Origin of the sequence: Amycolatopsis sp. cg9, assembly GCF_041346945.1 — a bacterium.
Lineage (GTDB): Bacteria > Actinomycetota > Actinomycetes > Mycobacteriales > Pseudonocardiaceae > Amycolatopsis.
The window spans coordinates 2,379,467-2,404,335 of the sequence record NZ_CP166850.1; the positions used below are offsets into that span (position 1 = coordinate 2,379,467).

The 24,869-nt window shown below is 70.9% G+C and carries 27 protein-coding genes and 1 tRNA gene; 12 read left to right on the forward strand and 16 right to left on the reverse strand.

Annotated features, from left to right (window positions below):
- Nucleotides 1-41 precede the first annotated feature (41 nt).
- Nucleotides 42-1,235, forward strand: a complete 1,194-nt coding sequence (locus tag AB5J73_RS11140; protein WP_370969616.1) for an FAD-dependent oxidoreductase — start codon at nt 42-44, stop codon at nt 1,233-1,235.
- On the opposite strand, the gene dcd is transcribed toward AB5J73_RS11140, so the two are convergent.
- Both dcd and AB5J73_RS11150 read right to left on the reverse strand, forming a co-directional pair.
- Nucleotides 1,232-1,813: a dCTP deaminase gene (dcd, locus tag AB5J73_RS11145; protein WP_086865668.1), complete on the reverse strand. Its 582-nt coding sequence runs from the start codon at nt 1,811-1,813 to the stop codon at nt 1,232-1,234. The genes AB5J73_RS11140 and dcd overlap by 4 nt on opposite strands.
- Before the next feature lie 23 nt (nt 1,814-1,836).
- Complete coding sequence (locus tag AB5J73_RS11150) at nt 1,837-3,030, reverse strand: oxygenase MpaB family protein (RefSeq protein ID WP_370969617.1); 1,194 nt, start codon at nt 3,028-3,030, stop codon at nt 1,837-1,839.
- A 106-nt stretch (nt 3,031-3,136) separates the two neighbouring features.
- Between AB5J73_RS11150 and AB5J73_RS11155 the strand changes: the two genes are divergently transcribed.
- Nucleotides 3,137-3,207, forward strand: a tRNA-Gly gene (locus AB5J73_RS11155).
- Here the strand turns inward: AB5J73_RS11155 and AB5J73_RS11160 are convergent.
- The 3 genes from AB5J73_RS11160 to AB5J73_RS11170 all read right to left on the reverse strand — a co-directional run bounded on the left by AB5J73_RS11160 (nt 3,199) and on the right by AB5J73_RS11170 (nt 5,521).
- Complete coding sequence (locus tag AB5J73_RS11160; protein ID WP_370969618.1) at nt 3,199-4,425, reverse strand: RNA polymerase sigma factor; 1,227 nt, start codon at nt 4,423-4,425, stop codon at nt 3,199-3,201. The two genes, AB5J73_RS11155 and AB5J73_RS11160, sit on opposite strands and share 9 nt — an antisense overlap.
- Nucleotides 4,422-4,772, reverse strand: coding sequence for a YciI family protein (locus AB5J73_RS11165; protein ID WP_360777881.1), 351 nt, complete (start codon nt 4,770-4,772; stop codon nt 4,422-4,424). The genes AB5J73_RS11160 and AB5J73_RS11165 overlap by 4 nt, the downstream gene beginning before the upstream one ends.
- Before the next feature lie 98 nt (nt 4,773-4,870).
- Nucleotides 4,871-5,521, reverse strand: a complete 651-nt coding sequence (locus tag AB5J73_RS11170) for a hypothetical protein (protein ID WP_370969619.1) — start codon at nt 5,519-5,521, stop codon at nt 4,871-4,873.
- A gap of 94 nt (nt 5,522-5,615) precedes the next feature.
- On the opposite strand from AB5J73_RS11170, the gene AB5J73_RS11175 reads away from it, so the two are divergent.
- Nucleotides 5,616-6,143 carry a GNAT family N-acetyltransferase gene (locus AB5J73_RS11175; protein ID WP_370969620.1) on the forward strand — a complete coding sequence of 176 codons (528 nt, stop codon included), beginning with the start codon at nt 5,616-5,618 and terminating at the stop codon, nt 6,141-6,143.
- On the opposite strand, the gene AB5J73_RS11180 is transcribed toward AB5J73_RS11175, so the two are convergent.
- The 4 genes from AB5J73_RS11180 to AB5J73_RS11195 all read right to left on the reverse strand — a co-directional run bounded on the left by AB5J73_RS11180 (nt 6,133) and on the right by AB5J73_RS11195 (nt 10,216).
- Entirely contained in the window at nt 6,133-6,459 is a 327-nt protein-coding gene (locus AB5J73_RS11180) for an MmcQ/YjbR family DNA-binding protein (RefSeq protein WP_370969621.1), read from the reverse strand. The two genes, AB5J73_RS11175 and AB5J73_RS11180, sit on opposite strands and share 11 nt — an antisense overlap.
- A 38-nt stretch (nt 6,460-6,497) precedes the next feature.
- The gene (locus tag AB5J73_RS11185) at nt 6,498-8,189 is read right to left on the reverse strand and encodes a bifunctional UDP-sugar hydrolase/5'-nucleotidase (protein ID WP_370969622.1); all 1,692 of its coding nucleotides are present in this window, start codon (nt 8,187-8,189) and stop codon (nt 6,498-6,500) included.
- Between the two features lie 116 nt (nt 8,190-8,305).
- On the reverse strand, nt 8,306-9,085 hold the full coding sequence (locus tag AB5J73_RS11190; RefSeq protein ID WP_370969623.1) for an alpha/beta fold hydrolase: 780 nt from the start codon (nt 9,083-9,085) through the stop codon (nt 8,306-8,308).
- 51 nt (nt 9,086-9,136) lie between these two features.
- Nucleotides 9,137-10,216 carry a Gfo/Idh/MocA family protein gene (locus AB5J73_RS11195; RefSeq protein WP_370969624.1) on the reverse strand — a complete coding sequence of 360 codons (1,080 nt, stop codon included), beginning with the start codon at nt 10,214-10,216 and terminating at the stop codon, nt 9,137-9,139.
- A 223-nt stretch (nt 10,217-10,439) separates the two neighbouring features.
- Here AB5J73_RS11195 and AB5J73_RS11200 point away from each other — a divergent pair, with 223 nt between their 5' ends.
- Nucleotides 10,440-11,084, forward strand: a complete 645-nt coding sequence (locus AB5J73_RS11200) for a VanZ family protein (RefSeq protein WP_370969625.1) — start codon at nt 10,440-10,442, stop codon at nt 11,082-11,084.
- On the opposite strand, the gene AB5J73_RS11205 is transcribed toward AB5J73_RS11200, so the two are convergent.
- Nucleotides 11,025-11,201, reverse strand: a complete 177-nt coding sequence (locus AB5J73_RS11205; RefSeq protein ID WP_166640279.1) for a hypothetical protein — start codon at nt 11,199-11,201, stop codon at nt 11,025-11,027. The genes AB5J73_RS11200 and AB5J73_RS11205 overlap by 60 nt on opposite strands.
- A 66-nt stretch (nt 11,202-11,267) precedes the next feature.
- Nucleotides 11,268-11,912, reverse strand: a complete 645-nt coding sequence (locus tag AB5J73_RS11210; protein ID WP_370969626.1) for a class I SAM-dependent methyltransferase — start codon at nt 11,910-11,912, stop codon at nt 11,268-11,270.
- 27 nt (nt 11,913-11,939) lie between these two features.
- Here AB5J73_RS11210 and mug point away from each other — a divergent pair, with 27 nt between their 5' ends.
- From mug to AB5J73_RS11235, 5 genes are all read left to right on the forward strand, one after another.
- Entirely contained in the window at nt 11,940-12,500 is a 561-nt protein-coding gene (gene mug, locus AB5J73_RS11215) for a G/U mismatch-specific DNA glycosylase (protein ID WP_370969627.1), read from the forward strand.
- 264 nt (nt 12,501-12,764) lie between these two features.
- Nucleotides 12,765-13,550 carry a response regulator transcription factor gene (locus AB5J73_RS11220; RefSeq protein ID WP_370969628.1) on the forward strand — a complete coding sequence of 262 codons (786 nt, stop codon included), beginning with the start codon at nt 12,765-12,767 and terminating at the stop codon, nt 13,548-13,550.
- A 157-nt stretch (nt 13,551-13,707) separates the two neighbouring features.
- Nucleotides 13,708-15,543 (forward strand): acyl-CoA dehydrogenase, encoded by a 1,836-nt coding sequence (locus AB5J73_RS11225; protein WP_370969629.1) that lies wholly within the window; start codon nt 13,708-13,710, stop codon nt 15,541-15,543.
- A gap of 134 nt (nt 15,544-15,677) precedes the next feature.
- Nucleotides 15,678-15,953: a GlsB/YeaQ/YmgE family stress response membrane protein gene (locus tag AB5J73_RS11230; RefSeq protein ID WP_370969630.1), complete on the forward strand. Its 276-nt coding sequence runs from the start codon at nt 15,678-15,680 to the stop codon at nt 15,951-15,953.
- A gap of 147 nt (nt 15,954-16,100) precedes the next feature.
- Nucleotides 16,101-16,394 carry a GlsB/YeaQ/YmgE family stress response membrane protein gene (locus tag AB5J73_RS11235; protein WP_370969631.1) on the forward strand — a complete coding sequence of 98 codons (294 nt, stop codon included), beginning with the start codon at nt 16,101-16,103 and terminating at the stop codon, nt 16,392-16,394.
- Here AB5J73_RS11235 and AB5J73_RS11240 read toward each other — a convergent pair.
- Complete coding sequence (locus AB5J73_RS11240; protein WP_370969632.1) at nt 16,384-17,763, reverse strand: MFS transporter; 1,380 nt, start codon at nt 17,761-17,763, stop codon at nt 16,384-16,386. The two genes, AB5J73_RS11235 and AB5J73_RS11240, sit on opposite strands and share 11 nt — an antisense overlap.
- A gap of 109 nt (nt 17,764-17,872) precedes the next feature.
- On the opposite strand from AB5J73_RS11240, the gene AB5J73_RS11245 reads away from it, so the two are divergent.
- Both AB5J73_RS11245 and AB5J73_RS11250 read left to right on the forward strand, forming a co-directional pair.
- Complete coding sequence (locus tag AB5J73_RS11245) at nt 17,873-18,712, forward strand: helix-turn-helix transcriptional regulator (RefSeq protein ID WP_370969633.1); 840 nt, start codon at nt 17,873-17,875, stop codon at nt 18,710-18,712.
- Complete coding sequence (locus tag AB5J73_RS11250; RefSeq protein ID WP_370973071.1) at nt 18,709-19,416, forward strand: leucine-rich repeat domain-containing protein; 708 nt, start codon at nt 18,709-18,711, stop codon at nt 19,414-19,416. The genes AB5J73_RS11245 and AB5J73_RS11250 overlap by 4 nt, the downstream gene beginning before the upstream one ends.
- A gap of 4 nt (nt 19,417-19,420) precedes the next feature.
- Here AB5J73_RS11250 and AB5J73_RS11255 read toward each other — a convergent pair whose 3' ends face one another.
- Genes AB5J73_RS11255 through AB5J73_RS11265 form a run of 3 tightly spaced genes read right to left on the reverse strand, consistent with a single transcriptional unit; the run spans nt 19,421 to nt 23,638 of the window.
- On the reverse strand, nt 19,421-21,457 hold the full coding sequence (locus tag AB5J73_RS11255; protein ID WP_370969634.1) for a VanW family protein: 2,037 nt from the start codon (nt 21,455-21,457) through the stop codon (nt 19,421-19,423).
- Between the two features lie 29 nt (nt 21,458-21,486).
- Nucleotides 21,487-21,819 carry a co-chaperone GroES gene (locus tag AB5J73_RS11260; RefSeq protein ID WP_125309067.1) on the reverse strand — a complete coding sequence of 111 codons (333 nt, stop codon included), beginning with the start codon at nt 21,817-21,819 and terminating at the stop codon, nt 21,487-21,489.
- 1 nt (nt 21,820) lies between these two features.
- A complete protein-coding gene (locus AB5J73_RS11265) occupies nt 21,821-23,638 on the reverse strand; it encodes an NHL domain-containing thioredoxin family protein (protein WP_370973074.1) in 1,818 nt (605 codons plus the stop codon).
- A 163-nt stretch (nt 23,639-23,801) separates the two neighbouring features.
- Here AB5J73_RS11265 and AB5J73_RS11270 point away from each other — a divergent pair, with 163 nt between their 5' ends.
- A complete protein-coding gene (locus tag AB5J73_RS11270) occupies nt 23,802-24,377 on the forward strand; it encodes a hypothetical protein (protein WP_370969635.1) in 576 nt (191 codons plus the stop codon).
- Here AB5J73_RS11270 and AB5J73_RS11275 read toward each other — a convergent pair.
- Complete coding sequence (locus AB5J73_RS11275) at nt 24,367-24,837, reverse strand: SRPBCC family protein (RefSeq protein WP_370969636.1); 471 nt, start codon at nt 24,835-24,837, stop codon at nt 24,367-24,369. The two genes, AB5J73_RS11270 and AB5J73_RS11275, sit on opposite strands and share 11 nt — an antisense overlap.
- Between the last annotated feature and the right edge of the window lie 32 nt (nt 24,838-24,869).

Consider the following 24,869-nt stretch of genomic DNA (forward strand, 5'->3'; position numbering starts at 1 on the left):
AGAACGAATTAGTTTCTAAGAGATTCGAGGGGACGAACGAGATGACACGGGCACTGATCATCGGGGGCGGCATCGCGGGCACGATCACGGCCATCGCCCTGCACGAAGCCGGGCACGAGCCGGTGCTGTTCGAGGCGTACGACCGCGGCGCGGAGGGCGTCGGCGCGTTCCTGACCTTGGCGGTGAACGGCTTGGACGCCCTGCTGCCGCTCGGCCTGAAGGACGTGGTCCGGCGCACGGGCTTCGACTCGCCGCGGATGTCGATCGGGCTCGGCGACGGCACCCGGCTCGCCGAATTCCCCCTGGGCGGCGCGCTGGCGGACGGCACCGTGAGCCAGACCGTGCTGCGCTCGGAGCTCTACGTCGCCCTGCGCGACGAGGCCGCGCGGCGCGGCATCCACGCCGAGTACGGCAAGCGGCTGATCGGCGCGAGCCAGACGGACACGCACGTCAGAGCCGACTTCTCCGACGGCTCACACTCGGAAGGCGACCTGCTGATCGGCGCCGACGGCCTCCGCTCGCGGGTCCGCACGATCATCGACCCGGACGCGCCGTCACCACGGTACGTCCCGCTGCTCAACACCGGCGGGTTCGCCGAGGGCCTGTCGCTGCCGGACGAGCCCGGGGTGCTGAACATGGTGTTCGGCAAGCGGGTGTTCTTCTGCCACGTCGTCAGTCCGGACGGGCGCGTCTGGTGGTTCGCGAACCCGGCCCGCAAGACCGAGCCGACCGCGTCCGAGCTGGCGGGGCTCGCCGGGGAAAAGCTGCGGAAGGAGCTGCTGGACCTGGTGTCCCGCGACCGGACGCCGGCCACCGAGATCATCCGCGCCACGCGGGAGGTCTACCCGGCGTGGCCGACGTACGACTTCCCGTCGGTCCCGGTCTGGCACCGCGGCCGCATGGTGATCATCGGCGACGCGGCGCACGCGACGTCACCGGCGGCGGGGCAGGGCGCGTCGATGGCCATCGAAGACGCCGTCACGCTGGGCAAATGCCTCCGGGACGTGCCGGAGGTGGCGCAGGCTCTCGCCACCTACGAGCGCCTGCGCCGCGAGCGCGTCGAAGCGGTCGTCGCGGCCGGCAAGCGCAACGGCGAGCAGAAGGTGATCGGCCCGGTCGGCCGCGTGGTGCGCGACTTCTTCATCAAGCGGGCGTTCTCGAAGCCGTTCGACGAGGACCCGAACGCCTTCATGTGGGACCACCGCATCGACTGGAACGAGAAGATCTCCGCCTAGCGCCAGGTGTCGACGCGGTGGAAGTTCTTGTACGCCCGGCTCGGGGTCGGGCCGCGCTGCCCCTGGTAGCGGGACCCGGCCTCGGTGGAGCCGTACGGGTGCTCGGCCGCGCTCGACAGGCGGAAGATGCAGAGCTGGCCGATCTTCATGCCCGGCCAGAGCGTGATCGGCAGGTTGGCGACGTTCGACAGCTCGAGCGTGATGTGCCCGGAGAAGCCGGGGTCGATGAACCCGGCGGTCGAGTGCGTGAGCAGCCCGAGGCGGCCGAGCGAGGACTTGCCCTCGAGGCGGCCGGCCAGGTCGTCGGCCAGCGTGACGAGCTCGTAGGTCGACCCGAGGACGAACTCGCCCGGGTGCAGCACGAAGGGCTCGTCGCCCTCCTTCTCGACCAGCGAGGTCAGCTCGTCCTGCTGCAGCTGCGGGTCGATGTGGGTGTACTTGCTGTTGTCGAAGACGCGGAAGAACCGGTCGAGCCGGACGTCGATGCTGGACGGCTGGACCATGCCGGCATCGAAGGGGTCGATGCCGAGCCGGCCGGCGTCGAGCTCTTTGCGGAGGTCACGGTCACTGAGCAGCACGCCCGGCAGCCTATCCGGTGGGTTCAGGCGACCCGCATGTGCTGCGCGTAGGAGGTATCGGGAGCGAAGATCTTCTCGAGCCGCTTCACGTACCCGCGGCGCCCGGCGCGCCCGAGCCGTTCCTGCAGCGCGGTGGCCCCGGGGATGAACCGCCGCACGGTCTCGGCAGCGAAGTTCACCCCGGCCACGGCGACGATCGCGGCCTGCGCGACGGGATCGTTCGGCAGCTCGAGGAAGTCCGCGTTGGTCTTCCCGAGCACGAGCCTGCTGATCGAAGAGTGCACGGCGACGGAGACGTGCGACAAGACCTTTCCGACGGCCCCGCGCCCTTCCCCGACGGCGGCGTTGGCCTCGACGAGCGCCTTGGCGAGCCGCTTGGAGTCGTCGTCCGGGATGAACTCGGTGGCGGCGAGCAGCCACAACAGGCGCCAGGCGTCCTCTTCGGAGGTCGGCAGCAGCTCGTCGTCGACCCCCATGAGCCACCCGATGTAGCGCCAGAGGTGCAGGATGTCGCCGCGCTCGCGGGCGGAGTACCGGAGGCCGAGCAGCTGCGTGCCGAAGACGTAGACGAGCGAGAAGAGCAGCAGCGTCCCGGCGGTCTGCACCTGGTTGACGGGCCGGTCCCAGGCCTCGTAGTCCCAGTCGTCCCGCCCGTTCATGGCGGCGCGCACGTGGGCGTGCACGAGCCGGATCCGCAGCGCGGAGGCGTACCCCTTTTCCCCGTGCGTGAGCGCGCCGGGCGTGGTGACGTCGATCCACCAGTTGGCGGTCTCGACGAGCCGCCGTGTCGCCTTGTACTCGATTTCCCCGGTCCCGACCAGCGCTTTCGTCGCGCGCGACGCGAGGTAGCCGCCCATCAGCGACATGTCGCCGAGCGGGAAGAGCCCCAGCAACCCGGCCCGCGTGATGGCCCGCGCCCCGCGCTCGAGCCGCTCGTCGTCGACCCAGTAGGGCTTGGCGTCGACCTGCTCGAAGAACTCCTTGAGCGGCCCGGGCGCCGCGACACCGCCCCGCAGCGCGTCTTCGAAGAGCCGGCGCCCCTGCCCCTTCGGCTGCCGGGCCATCCACGCGACGACGTCGTCCGCGAGCCGGTCCTGCACCTGCGCGAACTCCCGCAGCCGGGCCACCTGCCGCTCGTCCCCCCGGATGTCGCCTCCGACGAACAGCCGCGACGCGAGCCGGAACCCACCCTGGCGGAACAGCTCGGGATCCTCCATGCTCACCTCCGAGGTCGACAACAAGTGTTGTCACTTCACGCGCCGACGTCAAGGAGGAGGGGTCTGGACAAGGGGATCACGCCGCCGTGTATGCTGGCGACACACTGCGGATGTAGTTCAATGGTAGAACATCAGCTTCCCAAGCTGAATACGCGGGTTCGATTCCCGTCATCCGCTCTCACCGAAACCCCGGGCATTCCGCTCGGGGTTTTCGCTTTCCAACCGGGCCCGCAATTCCGCCGCGTGCGCCGCGGGCAATCCCGTTTCCACCGCCCGCTCCAAAGCCGCGAGTGCCGACGCCGAACCCAAGCGGTGCAACAACTCCGCGCGCGACGCGTGCCACCACGGGTAATCCGCCAAATCCGGCAGCGCGTCCACCAAAGCCAATGCCGCCGTCGGGCCGTCGCGTTCCGCCACCGCCGCCGCGCGGTTGAGTCGCACCACCGGCGTGTCCTGGATCGACAACAGCACGTCGTACCAGGAAATCACCGCGTTCCAGTTCGTCTCCGCGTACGACGGGGCCAGGTCGTGACAGGCCGCGATCGCCGCCTGGACGACGTACGGGTTCGGGGTCGACGGGGTCCGGCGCAGGCCGGTGCCGACCAGCTCGACGCCTTCCTTGATCAGCTCGAAGTCCCACGCCGAACGGTCCTGGTCGGCCAGCAGCACCGGTGCGCCCGACACGAACCTGGCCGGGCGGCGGGCGTCCTGCAGCAGCACCAAGGCCAGCAGCCCCAGCGCCGTCGGCTCGTCCGGCATCAGCGAAGCCAGCAGGCGTGCCAGCCGGACGGCTTCGTCGAGCAGCGCGACGCGGCCCGTGTAGCCCTCGTTGAAGATCAAGTACACCGTCGACGCCACGCCCGACAACCGCGAAGGCAACTCCTCGGCAGCCGGCACCCGGTACGGGATCCGCGCCTGGGCGATCTTCTGCTTCGCGCGCGTCAGGCGCTTCGCCATCGTCGCTTCGGGGACCAGCAACCCGCGGGCCACCTCCGCGGTCGACAAACCGCCCAATGTCCGAAGCGCCAGTGCCACCTGGGCGTCCAGCGAAAGCGCCGGGTGGCAGCACGTGAACACCAGGCGCAGCAGGTCGTCGCGGACGGAAACCGGGTCCGGGCACGGGTCGATGGCCGGCATCGCGTCCGCCTCCTTCCCGAGGCGCTTCGCTTCGCGGCGGACGACGTCGACCGCGCGGCGGCGGGCCGCCACCAGGAGCCAGCCGCGGGGGTTGCCGGGGACGCCGTCGCGCGGCCACGTTTCGAGGGCGCGCACGACGGCGTCCTGCACCGCGTCTTCGGCCAGGTCGACGCTGCCGGTGACGCGGACCAGCGTGGCCAGAACCCGGGTGCCCTCGTCCCGGACCAGCCGCGCGACCGCGTCCCCGGCGCCGGTCACTGGCCGAAGTCGACGACCGGCCGGACTTCGATGGCGCCGTCCCAGGCGCCCGGGATCTGCGCCGCGCGCTTCACGGCCTCGTCGAGGTCGGCGCATTCGAGCAGGTAGAAGCCGGTCAGGGCTTCCTTCGTCTCCGCGTACGGGCCGTCGCTCGTGACGATGTCGCCGCCCTTGCCGCCGGTGACGCGGACCGTCGTCGCGGTGGCTGTCGGGTACAGCGCCGCGCCGCCGCGGATGACGGCCTGGGCGCCCTCGTGGAACTCGTTGTAGTCCTTCATCATGTCCGCGGCCTCGGGCTTGGTCGGGTCGACGTCGGAGGCGTAGATGATCGCGGCGTACTGGGGCATGGCTGCTCCTCACAGGTCCTGACCGGCGCCGGTCGCCGGCTCTCACTGTAAGGACGAACGGCGCCGGCGGCCGCTGGACAGCCGCGCCGGACTTTTTCTCAGCCTTCGACGAGCTCCCAGTCGCTCTCCGGCGTGGCGCGGTCGTAGACCTGGCCGGGCGCGGCCTTCAGCACCGTGCGGACGTCCGGGTACAGGTTCGCGACGTGCTCCAGCTCCAGGCCCTCGACCTCGAAGTCCTCCGCTTCCGGGACCTCGAAGCCGACGAACAGCCACGTGCCGTCCTGCTCGCGGACGACCTGGCGGACCGCGCGCACCGGCTGCTGCGGGCCCGTCGGGATCTCGGTCAGGCCGCTGCTGATCTGGGCTTCGTCGTCCGGCGAGCCTTCGAACTCCCAGGCCGCGCGGCGCTGGGCCAACAGCCGGATGTCCTCGTCCTCGTCGTCGGAACCGGTCACCGACGAGAGCAGCCACGTGCGGCGCTCGGGGTCCCAGTCGGCGGCCATGCCCGTCGGCAGGCCGGCGAGCGCGCCCAGCTGCGGCAGCAGTTCGACGGCTTCGCGCAGCGACAGCTTCCCGAAGCTCTCGCGGTTGACCACCACGTCATCCGACAGCTCGGTGCCGTCGCTGATGAAGAAGTCGTCCTCGTCGTCCAGGACGACGAACCCCAGCGCGTCCGGGTCGTTGACCAGTGCCAGTGCGATGATCACCGGCGCTTCCGGGTCCTGGCGCAGCGGCCATGCGGTCGACATGCGCCATATCCCACCATCGGGGTACCCGGCGCGCAGATCCGGGGTCACCCGAAAATCGCGCGAACCCCGCCGCCGGGTCCGGCACGATGACGACATGCTCGAAGGTGACCTGGTCCGGCTGCGCGCTCTCGAACCCGAAGACGCGGACAAGATCCATCCGTGGGGGTACGACCCCGAGGTCGGCCGGTGGATGAACACCGGCTACCCGCGGTCGCTCGCGCAGCTCCGCAAGCACGCCGCGGAACGCCCGGTCAACAGCTACGAACTCGTCGTGCTCGGCATCGAAGCCGACGGCAAGCTGATCGGCATCGTCGACCTCCGGGACGCCGTGCCCGAGGTCGGCAACGCCGAGCTGGACATCTACATCGGCGACGCCGAGTACCGCAACGGCGGCGGCTACGGCACCGAGGCCCTGCGCCTGATGTGCCGCTACGGCTTCGACTCCATGCGGCTGCACATGATCACGCTCTGGGTGGTCGCCGAGAACGAGCGCGCGCGGCACGTCTACCGCAAGGTCGGCTTCAGCGAGGACGGCCGCCACCGCGAGGCGTTCGTCGCGGCCGACGGCCGGCGCCACGACATGATCCTGATGAGCATGCTCAAGGGCGAGCTCAAGTGGTGAGCCGGCGGGGCGCCCGCAGCCGCCACGCCTCTTCGAGCAGCTCGCGCAGCTGATCGACGTCGACCTTGTCCAGGTCGACGATGACCATGCCGTGACCGTCGTAGTGCGGGGTCGTGAAGAAGGCCGCGTCGCCGGAATCCAGCAACGCGGCCTTCTCGTCGAGTCCGCACAGCACGACCAGGCCGCCCTCGGCCTCGGTGCGCAGCCGCGCGAACCCCTTGCCCGCCACCTTCAGCGCGGGCGTGCGGTACCAGGTCGACGCCTCGACCTCGGGGAGCCTCGAGGCCAGGCGTACGACGTCTTCCCAGGTGGTCATGGGTCCATTGTCGACCCGGCGTCTTGGAAGAAGCGGAACTACGGCAGCTTCGTGATCCGGTCCGCCGCGGGCGGGGCCAGGTTCGGGTGGGCGCCCAGGTACGCGATCAGCGCGTCCAGGTCCACCGGTCCGCCGGCCAGGTTCGTGCCCTTGGTGAACTCGGCGAACCCGTCCCCGCCGGCGGCGAGGAAGTTGTTCACCGACACGCGGAACGTCGCCGCCGGGTCGACCGGCGTGCCGTTGACCGTGATGTCCGAGACCCGCGAGCCCTGCGGCGCGGACGCCGAGTAGCTGTAGTGCAGCGAGCTCGAGATCTGCAGGATGCGCGTGGTCGTGCCCTGCCACTGCTGTTCCAGCACGTTCTTCAGGTTCGCGCCGGTCAGCGTGATCGTCTGCATGATGTTCGCGAACGGCTGGACGGTGAACGCCTCGCCGTAGGTCACCACGCCGTCACCCTCGTTGTTGGCGGACGACTTGTAGGTCAGGTCGGCTCGGATGCCGCCCGGGTTGGTGATCGCGATGACCGCGTTGTTCGACTGCGTGCCCGCGAGCTGCGCGTCGGCGATGACGTCGCCGAGCGGGGACTCACCGGCCGCGTTGCCCGCCGCCGGCAGGTCCGCGGTGATGGTGCCGACCTGCTTGTTCGCGATCGGGCCCGACTTCGCCTTGGCGTCGGCGACCAGCGCCGCGACGGCCGGGTCCGGGGTGACCGTGCGGGTGACGATCTCGTTGAACGCCTTGGTCTGCGACCGCACGACGTCGCGCGTCTTGGTGCTGATCTTCAGGTCCACCACCGAAAGCAGCCGCCCGAAGGACGAGCCCTGGATGACCGGCCGCGGCTGGCCCGCCGGGTCGTTGATCACGCAGTTGTACTGCTGGTGGCTGTGGCCGGTGAAGAACGCGTCGACCTTCGGGGTCACCGCGGCCGCGATCGCGGCGGCGGGGCCGGGGCGCAGCTTGCAGTCGTTCGGGCCCTCGACCTCGGTGCCGTCACCCTGGTGCAGGAGCACGACCTGGGCCTTGACGCCGAAGAAGTCGAGCAGGTTCGCCGTGCGGTTGATCGCCTCGACCTCGTCGCCGAACTTCAGGCCCTTGATCGCCTCCGGCGTGACGACGGACGGCAGGTCCTCCAGCGTGGCGCCGATGACGCCGACCGGCACGCCGCCCTCGAACTTTACGGTGAACGGCAACAGGGCGGGCAGGCCGTTGGTGAAGTACACATTGGACCCGATGAACGGGAACTTCGCACCCTTGAAGGACTTCTCGAACTGGCACCCGTCCGTCGGGTGGCAGCCGCCGAACTGCATCCGCTGCAGCTCCTTGTAGCCCTCGTCGAACTCGTGGTTGCCGACGACGGACGCGTCGACGCCCAGCATGTTCAGGAAGTCGACGGTGGGCTCGTCGTGGAACAGCGCCGAGACCACCGGCGACGCGCCGATGTTGTCCCCGGCGGACACGACGAACGAGTTGCGCACCTGCGCGCGGAGCTGCTTCACGTGCGTGGCCAGGTAAGCGGCGCCGCCGGCGTCCACTGTGGTCCCGTCCGACTGCACGACCCGGCCGCTGGAGCCGGTCGGCGGCTCGAGGTTGCCGTGCAGGTCGTTGAACCCGATGATCCGGACGTCGGTGGTGGGGTCCGGGCGCTGGCCCGCGGACGCGGGTGCGGTGGTCACCGCCGTCGTCGCCAGCGCGGCCGCGGCGAACACCGCGAGCCGGGTTGAAAGCCTCATGCGTGTTCTTCCTCCGATTCGCGCCCAGGGTCCCCGAACGGGCGCACGGCGGAGGATTCTGCCTCGCGGAGGAGTCAGCTACCAGGGTCAAAAGACGGACGTAAAGCGAATGTCACCTAACGGCTCCCGTCGAGCAGCACCCGCGCGACGAGCTCCGGGTCGTCGTTCATCGGCACGTGCCCGCAGCCGGGCAGCAACCGGAACGTCCCGTCCGGCGCGACCTTCCGCAGGTCGGCGACGCGTGGCCGGGCGAGGATCCGGTCGTGCGCGGCCCACGCGATCGTCACCGGGACGCCGGTGACGGGACCGGTGAAGCGGAAGTCCCCGCGGGACTGCGCGGCCGTGGGCTCGAAACCGGGCGCGGTCGCGAGCGCGTGCGCGTCCTCGACGACGGCGTCCGGGGTCAGCAGCGCCGGCTTCCCGACGATCATCCCGGTCAGCGCCCTGCGGCCGGCCGCGGTCGCGGCGATGCGGCGCACGACGTGCGGCGGGGTGCGCTGGGCGAGCGCGCGGTGGGCCTTGAGCGTGGCGATCGCGTACATCTTCTGCGTGCGGTTCCACAGCCCGGCCGGTGACAACGCCGTGACGCTGCGGACGAGCCCGGCCTGGCCGAGCGCCAGCGACAGCAGCCCGCCGAGCGAGTTGCCGGCGACGTGCGGCCGGTCGAGCCCCAGCTCGGTGAAGAGCTCCTTGAACATGACCAGCGCGGGCTCGACGCCGTAGCCACCGGCCGGCTCGGGCGACTCCCCGAAGCCCGGCAGGTTGACGGCGATGACGTCGCGATGCGGCGTGAGCAGCGGGAACACCGGCGCCCACGCCTGACGGCGGTGGCCGATGCCGTGGATCAGCACCAGCGGCTCGCCCCGGCCCTCGCGGTCGTAGACAACGTCGTCCATCACCCGAGAGTAAGTCGGGGCTCGCGCAAAAGCTACAACCGTCGGTAACAGTTACTCTGCGTCCGGGTGAATCCGCGTCCCGGTGTCGGCGGCCCGCTGGACGGCGTCGAGCACCCGGTGCACGCGCACGGCGTGCGCGAAGTCCGGCAGGTCGCCCTTCAGGTGCCGCGCGTAGGCGTGCGCGACGTTGTACGAGGGCTCGGCGCTGCGCCCGGCCAGCTGCGGGAGCTCGTAGCGGGCGGGCACGGTCAGCTTCTCCAGCGAGCCGGTCCGGCTGCCCCGCAGCGTCAGCTTCGCGATCCAGAACAGCGGGTCGGCGGCCTCGACGACCAGCGTGCCCTCGGTGCCGTTGACCTCCCAGTGGAAGTCCGTCGCGGGCGACGTCCCACCGCGCAGGTGCATCGACGCGACCGCGCCGCCGGCCAGCACGCCGGAGACGGCGATCTGGTCCGGCGCGGTCATCGCGACCGACTCGCCGGTGACCTCGTCGCGCACGCGCGGCCGGACGGTCGCCATCGTCGCCGACAGCTCGGTGAAGCCGCCGAGCACCATGTCGAGCGCGTCGACGGTGTGCGCGAACGGGATGGTCAGCATCGTGGCCCCGCCTTCGGGGTGCAGCTGGTAGTCCCGCCCGGCGCGGACGCTCGGCCCCCAGTTCGCCCCCGACGCGATCAGCGACGTCGAAAGCACGCGGCCGACGTAGCCGTCCTTGATGAGGTCACGCAGGTAGCGCAACGCCGGCGCGGACCGTCCCTGCAGGCCGACGGCGGTCTGCCCGGTCTTCGCGGCTTCGGCGAGCGCCCGGGTTTCGGCCAGGCTGACGCCCAGCGGCCACTCGCTCAGCACCTGCTTGCCCGCCGCCAGCGCGGGCTCGATGAGCGCCCGGTGCTCGGACACCTTCACCGCGACGACGACCAGGTCGACCTCCGGGTGCCGGGCCAGCTCACCGGCGTCGCCGAAGGTCAGCGGCACGCCGTACTTCTCCCCGGCCACCCGCGCCGACTCGGCGCTGCTCCCGCTCAGCGCGCGGAGCTCGTAGCCGTCCACCGCGGCCAGCGCGGGCACGTGCGCGGTGGCGGCCCAGCCGCCGTTCGCGCTGAGCCCGACGATGCCGACCCGGACCGGTGCCATGAGCGTTCCTTTCGTTGCCTGCACAACACTCCGACGTGCGAAGCGTCGTTGTCATTCCCGGGTCGGCGCAAGACGCATCCGGTTATGCCTGAATGACTTCGGCCACGTCCGGCCCCCGACCGATCGGCCCGTGCCGAGGTCGGCCAACTGGCCGATGGGCGTCCGGACCGTCCGGCTCATCGACCGAAGCGGCACCCCGGTCAAGATCCATAACGTCGGTGGCATGACGAACGCACAGGTCACGGCCCTGCAGTACGGCTTCATCGGCTTCCTCGCGCTGTGGACGGTCGTGCTGGTGCCGCAGGTGCTCACCCAGCTCGCCCGGTACGGCGGCCTGCGCCTGCGCGGCATCGCCACGACGGCGGCGGTGCTGTTCTACGCGTGCATGACGCTGGCGGTCGTCTTCCTCCCGCTGCCCGGCCCGGGCACCCGCCGGTTGACGCAGACGGTGCAGCTGCACCCGTTCCAGTGGATCACCGACATCCACACCGAACTGCTCAAGCACGGGGAGCCGCTGTCGCAGTGGTTCGCCACGCAGACGTTCCAGCAGGCGTGCCTGAACGTCCTGCTGTTCGTCCCGCTGGGGGTGTTCGCCCGGATCCTGTGGCGCCGCGGCCTGGTCGGCACGACCCTGATCGGCTTCGCCGCCTCACTGCTCATCGAACTCACGCAGGTCACGGCGAACTTCGGCACGGCACCGTACGTCTACCGCATCTTCGACGTCGACGACCTCATGAACAACGCCTTCGGCGCCGGCGTCGGCTGGGTCTTCGGGGCGCTCCTGCTCACGCTGCTGCGCGGCGGGCGTTCACCGATCGGCGTGCAGCCGGCTCGGCGCGAGCGGATCCACCTCGCCCAGCCGCGCTAACCGGGCCTTCCGCTGCAGGGCCGCCCGCTTGGCGGCCCGCCGGTCCTCGAGGACCACGACGAGCGCGGCGACGGCCAGCACGAGCGCGACGAGCCCGAGGATGAGCGGAAGCTGCACGAAATCCTCCTCGGTACGACGCTGTGCGGGAGATCACAAAGGGTACGCAGGTCCGTGCGTACTCCGCTACCCCCCGCGACCAGGCCGGGCGGCGAACCAGGCCCGGTCGGCGGTGAGCCAGCCGTCGAAGAAAAGATCAGCCGAGGTCAGCGCCTCTTCCAGGGCGAACCGGCGGCAGGTGAACTCTTGCCGCCAACGTCGTCCTCGCGCCGAGTACCGCACGGTCGCGGACAGCAGATCGCCGTCGCGGACCACGTCGGCCAGCTCGACCGCCACCTCGCCGAGCAGGCCGCCCTGGCCGGACGCGACGGTGTCGAACCACTCCGGCGGGTGCCATTCGACGATCAGCCGGCCGCCCGGAGCGAGGTGCCGCCGAGCCGCGACGAGCAGCGCGCGCCGATCCGGTTCGCGCGGGGTGTTGATCAAGTGACTGCCCAGGAGGACCGCGTCGAACGTCCGGCCGAGGTCGAGGTCGCCGATCCGCGCGCACACCGTTTCCGCGCGGACGTGGGCCAGCATCGCGGGCGAGTCGTCCACCGCCACGACGTCGTGCCCCAGCTCGAGCAAGGGGTGGGTGACCCGGCCCGGCCCGCTGCCCAGCTCGAGGATCGACGCCCCCGGCTCGACGGCGGCGTGCACGACTTCGGACTCGCCGCCCGGGGGCAGCAGCAGGTAGACCTCGACCGAACAGCCGTCCGCGGTGAGCTCCATCCCCCGAGCGTGCCGGAAACTGGACGGGTGAGCACCCGACCCACCAAGGACCAACTCGCCGCCGCCCACAACACGACCATCCCGGACGTCATCGCCCCGGACCTCGACGTCCTCTTCTGCGGCATCAACCCCGGCCTCTACTCCGGCGTGCTCAAGCAGCACTTCGCCCGTCCCGGCAACCGCTTCTGGCCCGCCCTCCACGCCGGCGGCTTCACCCCGCGCCGCTACCGGCCCAGCGAGCAGGAGCAGCTCCTCGACCTCGGTCTCGGCATCACGAACGTCGTCGCCAGGACCACCGCCCGCGCCGACGAGCTCACCGGCGACGAGCTGCGCGAAGGCGGCAAGCTGCTCGTCGCGAAGGTGCTCGAGTACCGGCCGAAGTGGCTCGCCGTCGTCGGGATCACGGCGTACCGCACCGCGTTCGGCTTCCCGAAGGCGCAAGTGGGCCCGCAGGAACCGCGGATCGGGGACTCCCTCGTGTGGGTGCTGCCCAACCCGAGCGGGCTCAACGCGCACTGGACGCCCGCCGGGCTCGGGGCGGAGTTCGGGCGGTTGCGGGCCGCATCCCGCGATCGTCGAAATCGTTGAACGACCTGCGGGCCACCCTCAGTAGCAACGACACCCCCATCAGGTCCCTCCCACCCCCGCCGCACGAACCCGGTCACACCGTTTTCTACCGAGAGTTTGCTGTGACCGGACGGTTGGGCCATGAGGGGGAATTGGCGTCATGAGCTGCGCAATCGCGACTCGTACCAAGCAGGAGGAGTCACTTTTGGCCGGTCCCGGCAGGGGGGACCGGGCGACGCCGGGGAGGCGTCCCAGGAGCGACGGCGCAGGAGACGGAGGCCCACGATGCACGGCATCGAGCCCACCCGCAGGCCCACGGGGCCGATCGGACCCGGCGGGCGCAGTCTCGGCGTGGCGGTCGTCGATCCCGTCCCGATCTACCGGGACGGCCTGGCCGCGCTCGTCCACCGCAGCCAGGGGCTGCACTGGGCGGGGCAGGCGGCCAGCCATCACGCCGCGTTGCAGCTGTGCGAGCAGGTCAAGCCGGACGTCGTCGTGCTCGATTCGGCGCTCGACCCGAACTGCCACCTGACCAAGCTGCTCAACGCCGGCGACCCGGCGCTGGTCCTGGTCACGCTCATCCGTGACGCGAATCGCACCCAGCAGTACCTGGCGGCCGCGATCGCCGCGGGCGCGCACGCGATCGTGCCACGGTCGATCGATTCACGGCGGCTCGCCGAAGCGATCCGGCGGGCCCACACCGAGCGCCGGTACATCGACCCCGCGCTGGCCGCGCTGACCGCCCGGCCGAAGCGGGCGACCGTGCCGAAGGGCGACCTCGCCCACGACAGCCCACCGGCCGGCCGCGGCGCGATGCCGCTGTCCAGGCGCGAATACCAGGTGCTCCAGCTGGTCGCCGAAGGTCTCGAGAACTCGGCGATCGCGAAGCTGCTGTTCCTCTCCGTGGAGACGGTCCGGACGCACGTGAAGAGCATCCTGCGCAAGCTGTCCGCGCGGGACCGGACACACGCGGTCACCATCGCCTTCCGCGGCGGGATCCTCATCGCCCGGACCGAAGACGGCCACGTGCCGGTGACGGCCGACACAACGGCGATCCCGGGGCACCGCTGAGGCCGTTCCCCAGGAAAAACACCACTTCTGTGTGGATTTCCGGTACTCGGTAGTGCGGATCTGCTTGCTCCAGTTACCCGCAGGTAATATCCTGAAGTTACCGGCGAGTAAGGCGAGTATGTGCCCGGCCGGGGAGCCGAACACATTGGAGTGACACATGGGCCACTACAAGAGCAACGTCCGAGACCTGGAGTTCAACCTCTTCGAGGTACTCGGCGTGCAGGAGCGCCTGGGGAAGGGCGTGCTCGCCGAATCCGACGAAGAGACCGCGCGCGGTGTGCTGTCCGAGCTGAACAAGCTCGCCACCGGCCCGCTCGCCGAGTCGTTCGCCGACGCGGACCGCAACCCGCCGGTGTACGACCCGAAGACGTTCAGCGTGAAGATCCCGGAGTCGTTCAAGAAGAGCTACCAGCAGCTCATCGAGGGCGAGTGGTGGCGCCTCGGCCTGACCAACGACCTCGGCGGCTTCGGCCTGCCCCCGACCGTGCAGTGGGCCGCCTCCGAGCTCATCCTCGGCGCGAACGCCCCGCTGTTCATGTACATGGCGGGCCCGAACTTCGCGATGATCGTCGACAAGAACGGCACCGAAGAGCAGAAGCACTGGGCGCAGCTGATGATCGACCGCGCTTGGGGCGCGACGATGGTGCTGACCGAGCCGGACGCCGGCTCCGACGTCGGCGCGGGCCGCACCAAGGCCACCAAGCAGGAGGACGGCTCCTGGCACATCGACGGCGTGAAGCGGTTCATCACCTCGGCCGAGCACGACATGAGCGAAAACATCATGCACCTCGTGCTGGCGCGTCCCGAGGGTCCCGGCATCGAGACCAAGCCGGGCACCAAGGGCCTGTCGCTGTTCCTCGTGCCGAAGTTCCACTTCGACTCCAAGACCGGTGAGCTGGGCGAGCGCAACGGCGCCTACGTCACGAACGTCGAGCACAAGATGGGCATCAAGGCCTCGACGACGTGCGAGCTGACCTTCGGCCAGCACGGCACCCCGGCCAAGGGCTGGCTGCTCGGCGAGGTGCACGACGGCATCGCGCAGATGTTCCAGGTCATCGAGTACGCCCGGATGATGGTCGGCACCAAGGCCATCGCGACGCTGTCGACCGGTTACCTCAACGCGCTCGAGTACGCCAAGGAGCGCGTCCAGGGCGCCGACCTGCCGAACATGCTGAACAAGACCGCCCCGCGCGTCACCATCACGCACCACCCGGACGTCCGCCGCTCGCTGATGCTGCAGAAGGCGTACGCCGAGGGCCTCCGCGCGGTCTACCTGTACACCGCGTCGTTCCAGGACCAGCTGTGGACCGGCGAGGGTGACCAGAAGGTCGCGCACGGCGTCAACGACCTGCTGCTGCCGATCGTCAAGGGCGTCGGTTCCGAGCGCGCCACCGAGCAGCTCGTGCAGTCGCTGCAGACCCTGGGCGGCTCCGGCTTCCTGCAGGACTACCCGATCGAGCAGTACATCCGCGACGCCAAGATCGACTCGCTCTACGAGGGCACCACGGCGATCCAGTCGCTGGACTTCTTCTTCCGCAAGATCGTCCGCGACAAGGGCGCGTCCCTGGCCTTCGTCGCCGGCGAGATCACGAAGTTCATCGAGTCCGAGGCGGGCAACGGCCGGCTCAAGAACGAGCGCGGGCTGCTCAAGCAGGCCCTCGAGGACACCCAGGGCATGCTGGGCTCGCTGATCGGCTACCTGACGACGTCGCAGGAAGACCCGCAGAACATCAACAAGGTCGGCCAGCACACGGTCCGCCTGCTGATGTCGGTCGGCGACCTGCTCATCGGCTGGCAGCTGCTCAAGCACGCCGAGGTCGCCATCGGCAAGCTCGACGCGGGCGCGTCCGCCAAGGACGTCCCGTTCTACGAGGGCAAGATCGCCGTGGCGTCGTTCTTCGCGAAGCAGGTGCTGCCGGAGCTGACCTCCCGCCGCGCCATCGTGGAGGCCGCCGACAACGCGCTGATGGAGCTCGACGAAGCCGCTTTCTGATGGTCACGAAAAGGGCTCTCCTCGCGTGAGGAGGGCCCTTTTCGCGTTTCGGGTCCGCGTGGTGCGGGCACTCCGCTCACCGAGTCCGACGGACCCGAAAGGCCGGGTCCGCGGATCCTTGAGAGGAGAAAGTGATGACTGTCGCCGGCATCGTCAGCGCACTCATCGTCGGGCTGATCATCGGTGTGCTGGGCCGCCTGGTCGCTCCGGGCAAGCAGAGCATCCCGATCTGGCTGACCATCCTGATCGGTATCATCGCCGCGTTCATCGGCACGGCCATCGCGCGCGGCCTCGGGTACGCCGACACCAACGGCATCGACTGGCTGGAAATCCTGACCCAGGTCGTCCTCGCCGCCATCGGGGTGAGCATCGCCGCCGGCATGTACGGCCGCCGGGGTGTGACCAGGTAACCCCTTCCCAGGCCGATCCGGCCCGGTTCGCCGTCGGGGGCGAACCGGGCCGGATCTTTTTGCGCTCACTCCATCGGGGGTCTGCGCGGGCGACCCGCCGGGATCGGTGCGACGGTGGCGCTTATTGCGCTATCCGAGGAGGCAGCTGTGCTCGGCGGACTTTGGGGCATCATCTCGACGATCATCGTGGGCCTGATCCTGGGCGTGCTCGGCCGCTTGTTCGCGCCGGGGGACCAGAAGATCCCGATCTGGCTGACCATCGTCGTCGGCATCGTGGCCGCGTTCATCGGCAACTGGCTCGCCGGGGTGTTCGGCGTCCGCGACACCAACGGCATCGACTGGATCCGGCACATCTTCCAGATCGCGGCCGCCGTCGTCGGCGTCATCGCGGCTTCGGCGATCTACGCCAGGGTCAAGGGCGGCAGCCGCACTAGCGCCTGAGCGACAGACCTGCGCCGCCGAGCAGCAGCGCGGCGGCGCAGGTCATCGCCGTGGTGAGCGCGGTCGCGGACGACGTCGCGGCCAGGGTCAGGAACAGGCTGCCAAACGTGGCCACGCCGACGACCTGACCCAGCTGCAGCGTGGTGGTCAGCAGCCCGCTGACGTCCGCCGCCCGCTCGAGCGGGACGTGTGTCAACGCGTTGACCATCAGTGAGCCGAACGCGGGCCCCATCGACAGCCCGAACAGCAGCAGGGCCACGAAGAACAGCGTCCCGCCGTCCCGGCCCAGCCCGAGCAGCGCGTAGGCGACCGCGGATCCCGCGTAACCGCACGGGGTCAGCCAAGCGTGCACCCGCCGCGGCAGCCGGTTCCAGAAGAACCCGCACAGGCCGAACACGACACCGCCGGGCGCCATCGCCAGACCGGCCGCCATCGCCGTCTTGCCGAGGCCCGACTGCAGGTGCAGCGACACGCAGAAGAGGAAGCCGCCGTAGGAGGCGACGCCGGCCGCGAGCGTGGCCAGACCCGGCGCGACACCGCGGATCCTGAGCACGGCGAGGTCGACGAGCGGGTCGCGCACGCGGCGTTCCACGACCACGAACAGGACGGCCAGCAGGACGCCCGCGGCGATCGAGGCGTACGTCCAGGCGGGCCAGCCGGTTTCGTGCCCGAGCACCAGCGGCAGCACGACGAGCACCACCGACGGCACGGCGATCGCGAGCCCGGCGAGGTCGAGCCGCCGGCCCGCCTTCGCGCCGCCGCCGGGCACCACCTTGCCGGCGAGCGCGGCCACGAGCACGCCGATCGGGACGTTCACCAGGAAGATCGGCCGCCAGCCCGCGCCGAACAGGTCCGCGCCGACGAGCACCCCGCCGAGCACCTGACCGGCCACGAAGGCGACCGAGATGACCGCGGTGTACGCGCTGAGCGCCTTGGCCCGCGCGGCGCCGGTGAACTGCGCCTGGATGAGGCTGATGACCTGGGGCATCATCAGCGCGGCGCCCGCGCCCTGCGCGATCCGCGCGACGATCAGCGTCGCCGGGCCCGGTGCGAGGCCGCACAGCAGCGAACAGACGGTGAAGGCGACCGTGCCGGCGACGAACAGCCGGCGTCGCCCGTACAGCTCGCCGAGGCGGGCGCCGGTGATCAGCAACATCGCGTAGCCCACGGTGTAGCCGGAAACGACGAGCTGCAGCGCGGCGCCGGACGCGCCGAGGTCGGTGCGGATGTCGGTCATGGCGACGTTCACGACGGTGACGTCGAGCAGCGCCATGAACTGGCCGAGCAACAGGACGGCCAGCATGAACCACGGCCGCCGGTCCGGCCGGGCGGCCCGGTCGGTGGCCGGGACAGGGGTGGTCAGAGTCATGCCCTGAGCCTGCTTTTTTCCGGCTGTTCAGGGAGAGAGCCTGGTGGTGCTGGTGCTGTGAGTACCTGCTTCCCCCGAAACTGTCGTACCCCTCCGGCACCATGTCCGCATGACCCAGACGCAGGTCCACGCGAACCGCCGGGAGGAACTCGGCCAGTTCCTCAAGGCGTGCCGGGCGCGGATCGGCCCGGCGGAGGTCGGGCTCGCGCCCGGTCCGCGCCGACGGCTCAGCGGGTTGCGCCGCGAGGAGGTGGCGCTGCTCGCCGGCGTCGGCGTCACCTGGTACACGTGGCTCGAGCAGGGGCGGCCGATCAACGCGAGCTCGCAGGTGCTCGACGCGGTGGCGCGCACGCTGCGGCTGGACCACCCCGAGCGGGAGCACCTGTACCGGCTCGCGGAGCTGACCCCGTCGCGGCTCCCGTCGTCGGCCGAGGTGGTGCCGGACGCGGTGTGCGAGGTGCTGCGCGCGCTGGACCCGCTACCGGCCACGGTCGTCAACGGCCGGTTCGACGTGCTGGAGTCGAACGCCGCGCAGGAGGAGATGTTCTGGGAGTGGCACAGCATGCCGTGCCTGCACAAGAACCTGCTGTGGTGCTGCGTGACCGAACCGAACGCGCGGCAGTTCCTGCTGAACTACGACGAGGAGGTGCCCCACATGGTCGCGCGGATGCGCGCCGAGTACGGCAGGCACGTCGGCGACCCGTCCTGGGAGGAGGACATCCGCCGGCTGTCGGCGCTGAGCCCGGAGTTCGTCGAGCTGTGGGCGCGGCACGAGGTCGCCGAACCGCGGGCGCGGCTGCGGCGGATGGACCACCCGCGGGCCGGGCTGATGAACTTCCGGCTGACCGAGCTGGCGGTGTCGGAGGCGCCGGGGCTGCGGATCCAGGTGTCCACTCCGGACGACGCGGCGACGTGGGCGCTGCTGCCGTCGACCCGGCGGCCGTCGTGACGGCACTCGACCTGAGCGACCGGGGCCTGACGTCGGTGCCCGCGTTGCCACCCGACCTGACGCGGCTCGACCTGTACAAGAACGCGCTCACCGAGGTGCCCGCGTCGCTCTGGTCGCTGACCGGGCTGCGCGTGCTGAACTTGGCGGCGAACCGGATTTCCGCGCTGCCACCGGGGATCTCGGCGCTCGAGTCGGTGCACACGCTCGACCTCGCGCACAACTCGTTCGACTCGCTGCCGGACGAGCTGGGCGACCTGGCCGGGCTCACGGAATACCTGTACGTCAGCGACAACCGGCTCACGGCGTTCCCGCCGGCGTGGTGCCGGTTGGGCCGGTTGCGGTACCTGGGCTGCACGGACAACCGGCTCACGTCGCTGCCCGCCGATCTCTCGGGGTTCGCGTCCCTGCGCGAACTCCGGCTCTACCGCAACGAGCTGACCGCGTTGCCGGAGTCGATCGGTGCGCTCGGGGCGTTGCGGGAGCTGCACTTGCGGGGCAACGGGCTGGCTTCGCTGCCGTCGTCGATCGGTTCGCTGAGCGAGCTGCGTCAGCTCGACCTGCGGGAGAACGCGCTGGTCTCCCTCCCGGCGTCGATCACCCAGCTGTCCAAATTGGACAAGCTGGATCTGCGGTGGAACAAGCACTTCCGGGAGCCGGCCTGGTTGCGCGACTTCGAGGAGGCGGGGTGCATGGTCCTTCGCTGACAACTCAACAGAGCACGGTCGGGCGCGGCGCGTAGGTCGCCGTGTGCGACGTCCGGCGGACTTCCGCACCGCTCGCGGCGTCGTAGAGCACGCGCGTGTCGGTGACGCTGAAGCCGGGTGTGCCGATCGACGGTACGCACGGCTCGGTGCCCCCGAACTGCACCGGCGGGGGAGCCCCCGGGGTTTGCGCTCCGGTCTGGCCCTCGACGCGGTAGTGCCGGGTGCCCCAGATCCGGACGGTCACCGAGTCGCCGGAAACGACGGCCTGGACGGCGATCCCGGTGGGCGCGTCGTTGGTCAGCTTGAGCTCGACGGGGCTGCCGTCGGCGTTGACGGCCTTGGCGTCGCGGCCGGCGGGGTAGCGGTCGAGGTACTGGTCGTGCTCGAGGTGCCCGGCGTCGGTCAGGCCGGCGAGGTAGCCCGCGTTGTACAACGTGGCCGCCAGCTGCGAGACGCCACCACCGACGACGGTGGCGCCGGTGCCGTCCTCGCCGACCGGCGCGGGCACGTACCCGTTGTCCGCGGTGCGCGGGCCGGAGCGGCCGCCGAGGCTGAACGTCTCGCCGGGCTTGACGATGGCGCCGGAAACGCGGGCGGCGAGCGTCCGGTTGTTCGTCGCGGCCGGCCCGGCGAGGCCACCGGTGGTGAACTCGCCGATGACCTCCTTGATGCCGAGCGCGCTGGCGGCTTCGGTGGTCACGCCGGGCTTCGACGCGCTGTAGACGACGGGGAGGTCGCGCCCGTCGGTCTTCTTGAGCACGTCGATGAGCGGCAGGAAGGTCTTCTCCCAGTTGACCTTCCGGGCGTCCTCGGACGGCTCGACAGCCGGCTGGTCGCCGGTGAAGACGATCTGCGCGTCCTTGCCGTCGGTCTCGGTGCCGGCCAGGGGGTCCTTGAGCGCGCCCTGCAGCTTGCCCTGGTCGATGCGCACCTCGACGGCCCCGCCCTCGACGGCGGCGAACTGGAACGACGCGGCGATGGCGTCGGGCTTGAGCGGCACGTCCTTGCCTTGCCCGTGCACGACGACGGGCTTCGCGACGGCGGGCACGACGATCTGCTGGTAGGCCGCCTGCACCCCGGCCGCGGTCGCCTTGACCGGCGTGATCGCCATGGCCAGCCGGACCCCGCCGGGGTCGAGCCAGTGCTCGGTGACGGTGTGCACGGCACCGGCCAGGTCGAGCAGCTGCTGCCCCTGCCGCGGCAGGACGGGGTAGGGGTTGACGCCACCGTCGCTGCCGGCGATCGGCAGGAACCCGACCGACCCTTCGGTGGCCGGGTGGTCGAGCCTGCCCTGCGCGAGCTCGCGCACGGCGTCGGTGATCTGCCGTTCATCGGTGCGGGTGGCGACCCCGACCTCGCGACTGCTGAAGAAGGACATGATCCGCGTGATCGGGCTGAGCGGCTGGTGCCCGGCGAGCCCGAGGGTGTTCGGCCAGTCGAGCCCCAGCCCGGACCGCGACGGCACGAGCTCGGCCTGGACATCGCCCCCGCGCACGACAACGGGCCGGATCAACCGCGGCTCGAGCTCCTTGCGCAGCTTGGCTTCGGCCTCGGCATGACTCAACCCGCCGACGTCGATCCCGGCGACGGTCACCCCGCGCGGGACGTCCCCGGCGCTGACGAGCAGGTCGACCGCGTAGAGGATGACGAACAACCCGAGCGCGAGCCCGATGGCCATCATGGTGCGCGCGACGCCCTTGCGCAGCTTCCGGGCGGGCGTCTCGGGCGGGGGTGGGAGGCCGGGGGTTTCGAGCAGCTCGCCGAGGAGGTCATCGGCGAAGAGGTCGGTGGTGACGGCAGCATCGTCGCTTCGGGGCGCTTCGCCGGCGGGCTCGGCTGCCACTGGCTCGGCTGCCTCTGCTGGCTCGGGCCCGTCCACGCCCCGCGCGCCCTCGGCGACCGGCTCCACCTCGGTGGGCTCGGCAGGCTCGGCAGGCTCGGCAGGCTCGGCAGGCTCGGCAGGCTCGGCAGGCTCGGCAGGCGGCGTCGCATGCTCTGGGTCGAGCGTTTCCGCGCGCCCGGTCACCTCTTCGTCTGCCACGCCCTCGCCCTCCGCGGGACCCGACTCCCCTACAGGTAGAGCCCCGTGCCGTGCTCGGTTCGCTCGGTGGCGACCGCGTGGATGTCGCGTTCGCGCATCACCAGGTGTCCTTCGCCCTGGATTTCGACCTCGAGCTGGTCCTCCGGGTTGAAGAGCACGCGGTCGCCGGTCTTGACGTTCCGCACGCTGTTGCCGACGCCCAGTACATCACCCCAGGCGAGCCGGCGTGCGACCTGCGCCGTCGCGGGGATCACGATGCCGCCGCTGCTGCGGCGCTCGCCTTCCTCGGGGGACAGCCGTACGAGGACGCGGTCGTGCAGCATCTGGATCTCGAGTTTCGCCCCGTCAGACACGGCCTGCATGTTACCCGTCGGTGCGGGGTGCACCGGCCATGACCAGGCTCAGCTCCCGCGACCCGCCCTCCTCGAGCCGGATCGGGACGCCCCAGTCCTGTCTCGTGATCCGGCACGCCGGGTGCTCGCCGCCGTCGTCGCAGCTCGCGGCCTGGGCGACGACCTGCAGCACGCCCTCGGTGACGCCGTCGGCCAGGCGGATCTTGCGGGTCAGGTTCGTGCCGGTGCCGACGCCGTCGGCCAGCAGCTCCGGGGGTGACGCGCTGATCTCCAGGCGCGTCGACGGGCCGAAGCGGTCGTCCAGCTTCTCGCCGGGCGGTGCCGTGAACACCACCGAAAAGTCGACCTCGCCCGGCGCGAGCACGGTCGGCGGGCGGCGCACGGCGTGCGCGTCGCCGCTGACGACCTTCGGCTCGCTCGACGGCAGCGGGCCGACGCGGTTGCCCGCGGACTCGACGACCAGCAGCTCGCCCTCGTGCAGCAGCAGGCCCTGCGGCTCGGCGAGGCCGGTCGCGATCGTCGTCACCTCGCGGGTGAAGACGTCGAAGGAGCGGACCGCGCCGTTGTAGGTGTCGGCGATCGCGATCTTGTCGCCGGCCAGCACGGCGAGGCCCAGCGGGTGCTGCAGCAGCGCCTTGTCGGCCGGGCCGTCGGTGTGGCCGAAGGAAAAGAGGTCGATGCCGATCGCCGTGTGGACGGTGAAGGACTCGCCGTCGGGCTCGATCCAGCGCAGCGCCGACGTCTCCGCGTCGACGAGCCACAGCTTGTCGCCGTCGACGGCCAGGCCGGACGTCTGCGCGAAGAACGCTTCGCCGACGTCGCCGTCTCGAAGGCCCTCGACGGTCGTCCCGGCGAAGCGGCGGATCGTGCCCGACACCGGGTCGAACACGCCCAGCGTGTGGTTGCCCGCCATCGCGACGACGACCCCGCCCGCCGGGCCCCACCAGGCGACGTCCCAGGGACTGGTCAGGTCGACCTCGGCGCCCTTGCCCGAGTCCGGCCCGCTGCGCCACTGGGCGCCCGTGCCGGCGACCGTCGACACCTCGCCGGTGATCAGGTCGAGGCCGCGCAGCCGGTGGCCGGCGGTGTCCGCGACGACGGCGTGGTAGCCGACGCGCTCGGCGACGTCGTACGGCAGCAGCGCGATGCCCGACGGCTCGGCGAAGGTCGCGACGTCGAACGGGCCGTCCTGGCCGCCGCGGGCCCCGCTGCCGAAGCGGCGGATGACGGTCTCGCCGTCGGAGGCGAACTCGACGATCGCGTGGTGCCCGGTGTCCGCGACGAGGATCCGGCCCTCGGCGGTGGCGACGGCTTTGCTGGGAAACCTCAGCTCGGCGGGCTGTTCCTCGACCGGGACGTACGGGCTGCCGCCGCGGCGGAGCGTCCCCTTCGCTTCGTGCTTCGCCACGAGGTCGGCGATCACCCGGCGAAGCGCCTCTTCGTGCCCTTCGCCCGCGGCGACGTGCACGACGTAGCCCTCGGGGTCGACGACCGCGAGCGTCGGCCACGCGCGGACCGCGTACTGCGACCACAGCTCCATCTTCGGGTCGTTGACCACGGGGTGGTGCACGTCGTAGCGCCGGACGGCGGCTTCGATCGACGCGCGCTCCCCCTCGTGCAGGAACTTCGGCGAGTGGACACCGATCGTGACCAGCACGTCCGCGAACTCGGCCTCGAGCGGGCGCAGTTCGTCGAGCACGTGGAGGCAGTTGATGCAGCCGCTGGTCCAGAAGTCCAGCAGCACGATGCGCCCGCGCAGCTCGGCGAGGGTCAGCGGGCGGCCGCCGGTGTTCAGCCACACGTCGCCGCGCAGCTCGGGGGCACGCACGCGGCTCTGCGGTCGTGGGGAAGTCACGGGATGAGTGAACTACACGCGCTCACGCGGTGTTCCGCGGTCCAGCCGATGAGAGAACAAACTCACCCCTCCGAGGTCCCCCAGGCCGGTCGAAAAAGGACGCGCGTGCGGGTGAGCCGCCGCTTAGGCTCGGCTCATGACCCCCGTCCAGCCGGCCGGCGCCCTCACCCCCGAGGAGGCACGGCACCTGCAGGAGAACCTCCGGGAACCGGTGCGCCCGGGGCTGAGCGAAGCCGAACTCGACGACGTCGAGCGCCGGTTCGGCTTCCGCTTCGCCGCGGACCACCGCACGTTCCTGTCCGCCGGCGTGCCCATCGGCGACCGCTGGCCCGACTGGCGCTGCGGCAACCCCGAGCAGCTGCGCAAACGGTTGACCTGGCCGGTCGACGGCGTGCTGTACGACGTCGAGCACAACGGCTTCTGGCTGCCCGACTGGGGCACCCGCCCGGTCGGCCCGGAGGACGCGGTCCGCGAAGCCCGCCAGCGCCTGGCCGACGTGCCACAGCTGGTGCCGGTGTGCGGGCACCGCTACCTGCCCGGCCTCGCGGGCACGATGGGGTACCCGGTGCTGTCGGTGTACCAGACGGACATCATCGTCTACGGCAGCGACCTGCGGGATTACCTGCACCGCGAGTTCGCGACGGGCGGCATCTGCACGGCGCCACCGGACGGCCCCCGCTACATCCCGTTCTGGTCCCGCTTCATCGACTGACCTCGGCGGCCCGCTTCAGCCGGGCGAGCGTGGCGGCGATGTTGCCGGCGTTCGCCGTGTCCCGGTCCCAGACGCCGGTGACGGTCGAGGTCGGCACCTTGAACCAGGCCGGCCGCCGCTCCCACATGCTTTCGACGACGACGCAGCCGGCACCGGCGGGCTCGATGTCGTACTGCCAGCGCGAGACGGGCAGCCCCGCCACCGAGGTCACCTCGAAGCCGAACCGCCGCCCGGGCTCGGCGTCGGTGATGGTGGAGAGGGTGCTCCAGCGCCGGAAGCCGCGGCGGTTGCGGCCACGGAACTTCGCGCCGACCGCGGGCCCGTCGGCACCGCCGACCCACCGGTGCCCGGCGTACTCCTCGGCCACTTCGGCCAGCTTTCCGGGGTCACTGACCAGGGCGTACACGACTTCGGGAGCGGCACCGATCTCGATCCGGCCGGTGGCGTTGGGTGCGGTCATGGAACCTCCACGTCGAGGGACATACCGAGGGT

Excerpts from the sequence above, each read along its gene's own strand:
- AB5J73_RS11140 (WP_370969616.1), top strand. The coding sequence starts at position 42 with ATGACACGGGCACTGATCATCGGGGGCGGCATCGCGGGCACGATCACG.
- AB5J73_RS11150 (WP_370969617.1), bottom strand. The coding sequence starts at position 3,030 with ATGGAGGATCCCGAGCTGTTCCGCCAGGGTGGGTTCCGGCTCGCGTCG.
- AB5J73_RS11165 (WP_360777881.1), bottom strand. The coding sequence starts at position 4,772 with ATGCCCCAGTACGCCGCGATCATCTACGCCTCCGACGTCGACCCGACC.
- AB5J73_RS11170 (WP_370969619.1), bottom strand. The coding sequence starts at position 5,521 with ATGTCGACCGCATGGCCGCTGCGCCAGGACCCGGAAGCGCCGGTGATC.
- AB5J73_RS11175 (WP_370969620.1), top strand. The coding sequence starts at position 5,616 with ATGCTCGAAGGTGACCTGGTCCGGCTGCGCGCTCTCGAACCCGAAGAC.
- AB5J73_RS11180 (WP_370969621.1), bottom strand. The coding sequence starts at position 6,459 with ATGACCACCTGGGAAGACGTCGTACGCCTGGCCTCGAGGCTCCCCGAG.
- AB5J73_RS11185 (WP_370969622.1), bottom strand. The coding sequence starts at position 8,189 with ATGAGGCTTTCAACCCGGCTCGCGGTGTTCGCCGCGGCCGCGCTGGCG.
- AB5J73_RS11190 (WP_370969623.1), bottom strand. The coding sequence starts at position 9,085 with ATGGACGACGTTGTCTACGACCGCGAGGGCCGGGGCGAGCCGCTGGTG.
- AB5J73_RS11195 (WP_370969624.1), bottom strand. The coding sequence starts at position 10,216 with ATGGCACCGGTCCGGGTCGGCATCGTCGGGCTCAGCGCGAACGGCGGC.
- AB5J73_RS11200 (WP_370969625.1), top strand. The coding sequence starts at position 10,440 with ATGACGAACGCACAGGTCACGGCCCTGCAGTACGGCTTCATCGGCTTC.
- AB5J73_RS11210 (WP_370969626.1), bottom strand. The coding sequence starts at position 11,912 with ATGGAGCTCACCGCGGACGGCTGTTCGGTCGAGGTCTACCTGCTGCTG.
- AB5J73_RS11220 (WP_370969628.1), top strand. The coding sequence starts at position 12,765 with ATGCACGGCATCGAGCCCACCCGCAGGCCCACGGGGCCGATCGGACCC.
- AB5J73_RS11225 (WP_370969629.1), top strand. The coding sequence starts at position 13,708 with ATGGGCCACTACAAGAGCAACGTCCGAGACCTGGAGTTCAACCTCTTC.
- AB5J73_RS11230 (WP_370969630.1), top strand. The coding sequence starts at position 15,678 with ATGACTGTCGCCGGCATCGTCAGCGCACTCATCGTCGGGCTGATCATC.
- AB5J73_RS11240 (WP_370969632.1), bottom strand. The coding sequence starts at position 17,763 with ATGACTCTGACCACCCCTGTCCCGGCCACCGACCGGGCCGCCCGGCCG.
- AB5J73_RS11245 (WP_370969633.1), top strand. The coding sequence starts at position 17,873 with ATGACCCAGACGCAGGTCCACGCGAACCGCCGGGAGGAACTCGGCCAG.
- AB5J73_RS11260 (WP_125309067.1), bottom strand. The coding sequence starts at position 21,819 with ATGCAGGCCGTGTCTGACGGGGCGAAACTCGAGATCCAGATGCTGCAC.
- AB5J73_RS11270 (WP_370969635.1), top strand. The coding sequence starts at position 23,802 with ATGACCCCCGTCCAGCCGGCCGGCGCCCTCACCCCCGAGGAGGCACGG.
- AB5J73_RS11275 (WP_370969636.1), bottom strand. The coding sequence starts at position 24,837 with ATGACCGCACCCAACGCCACCGGCCGGATCGAGATCGGTGCCGCTCCC.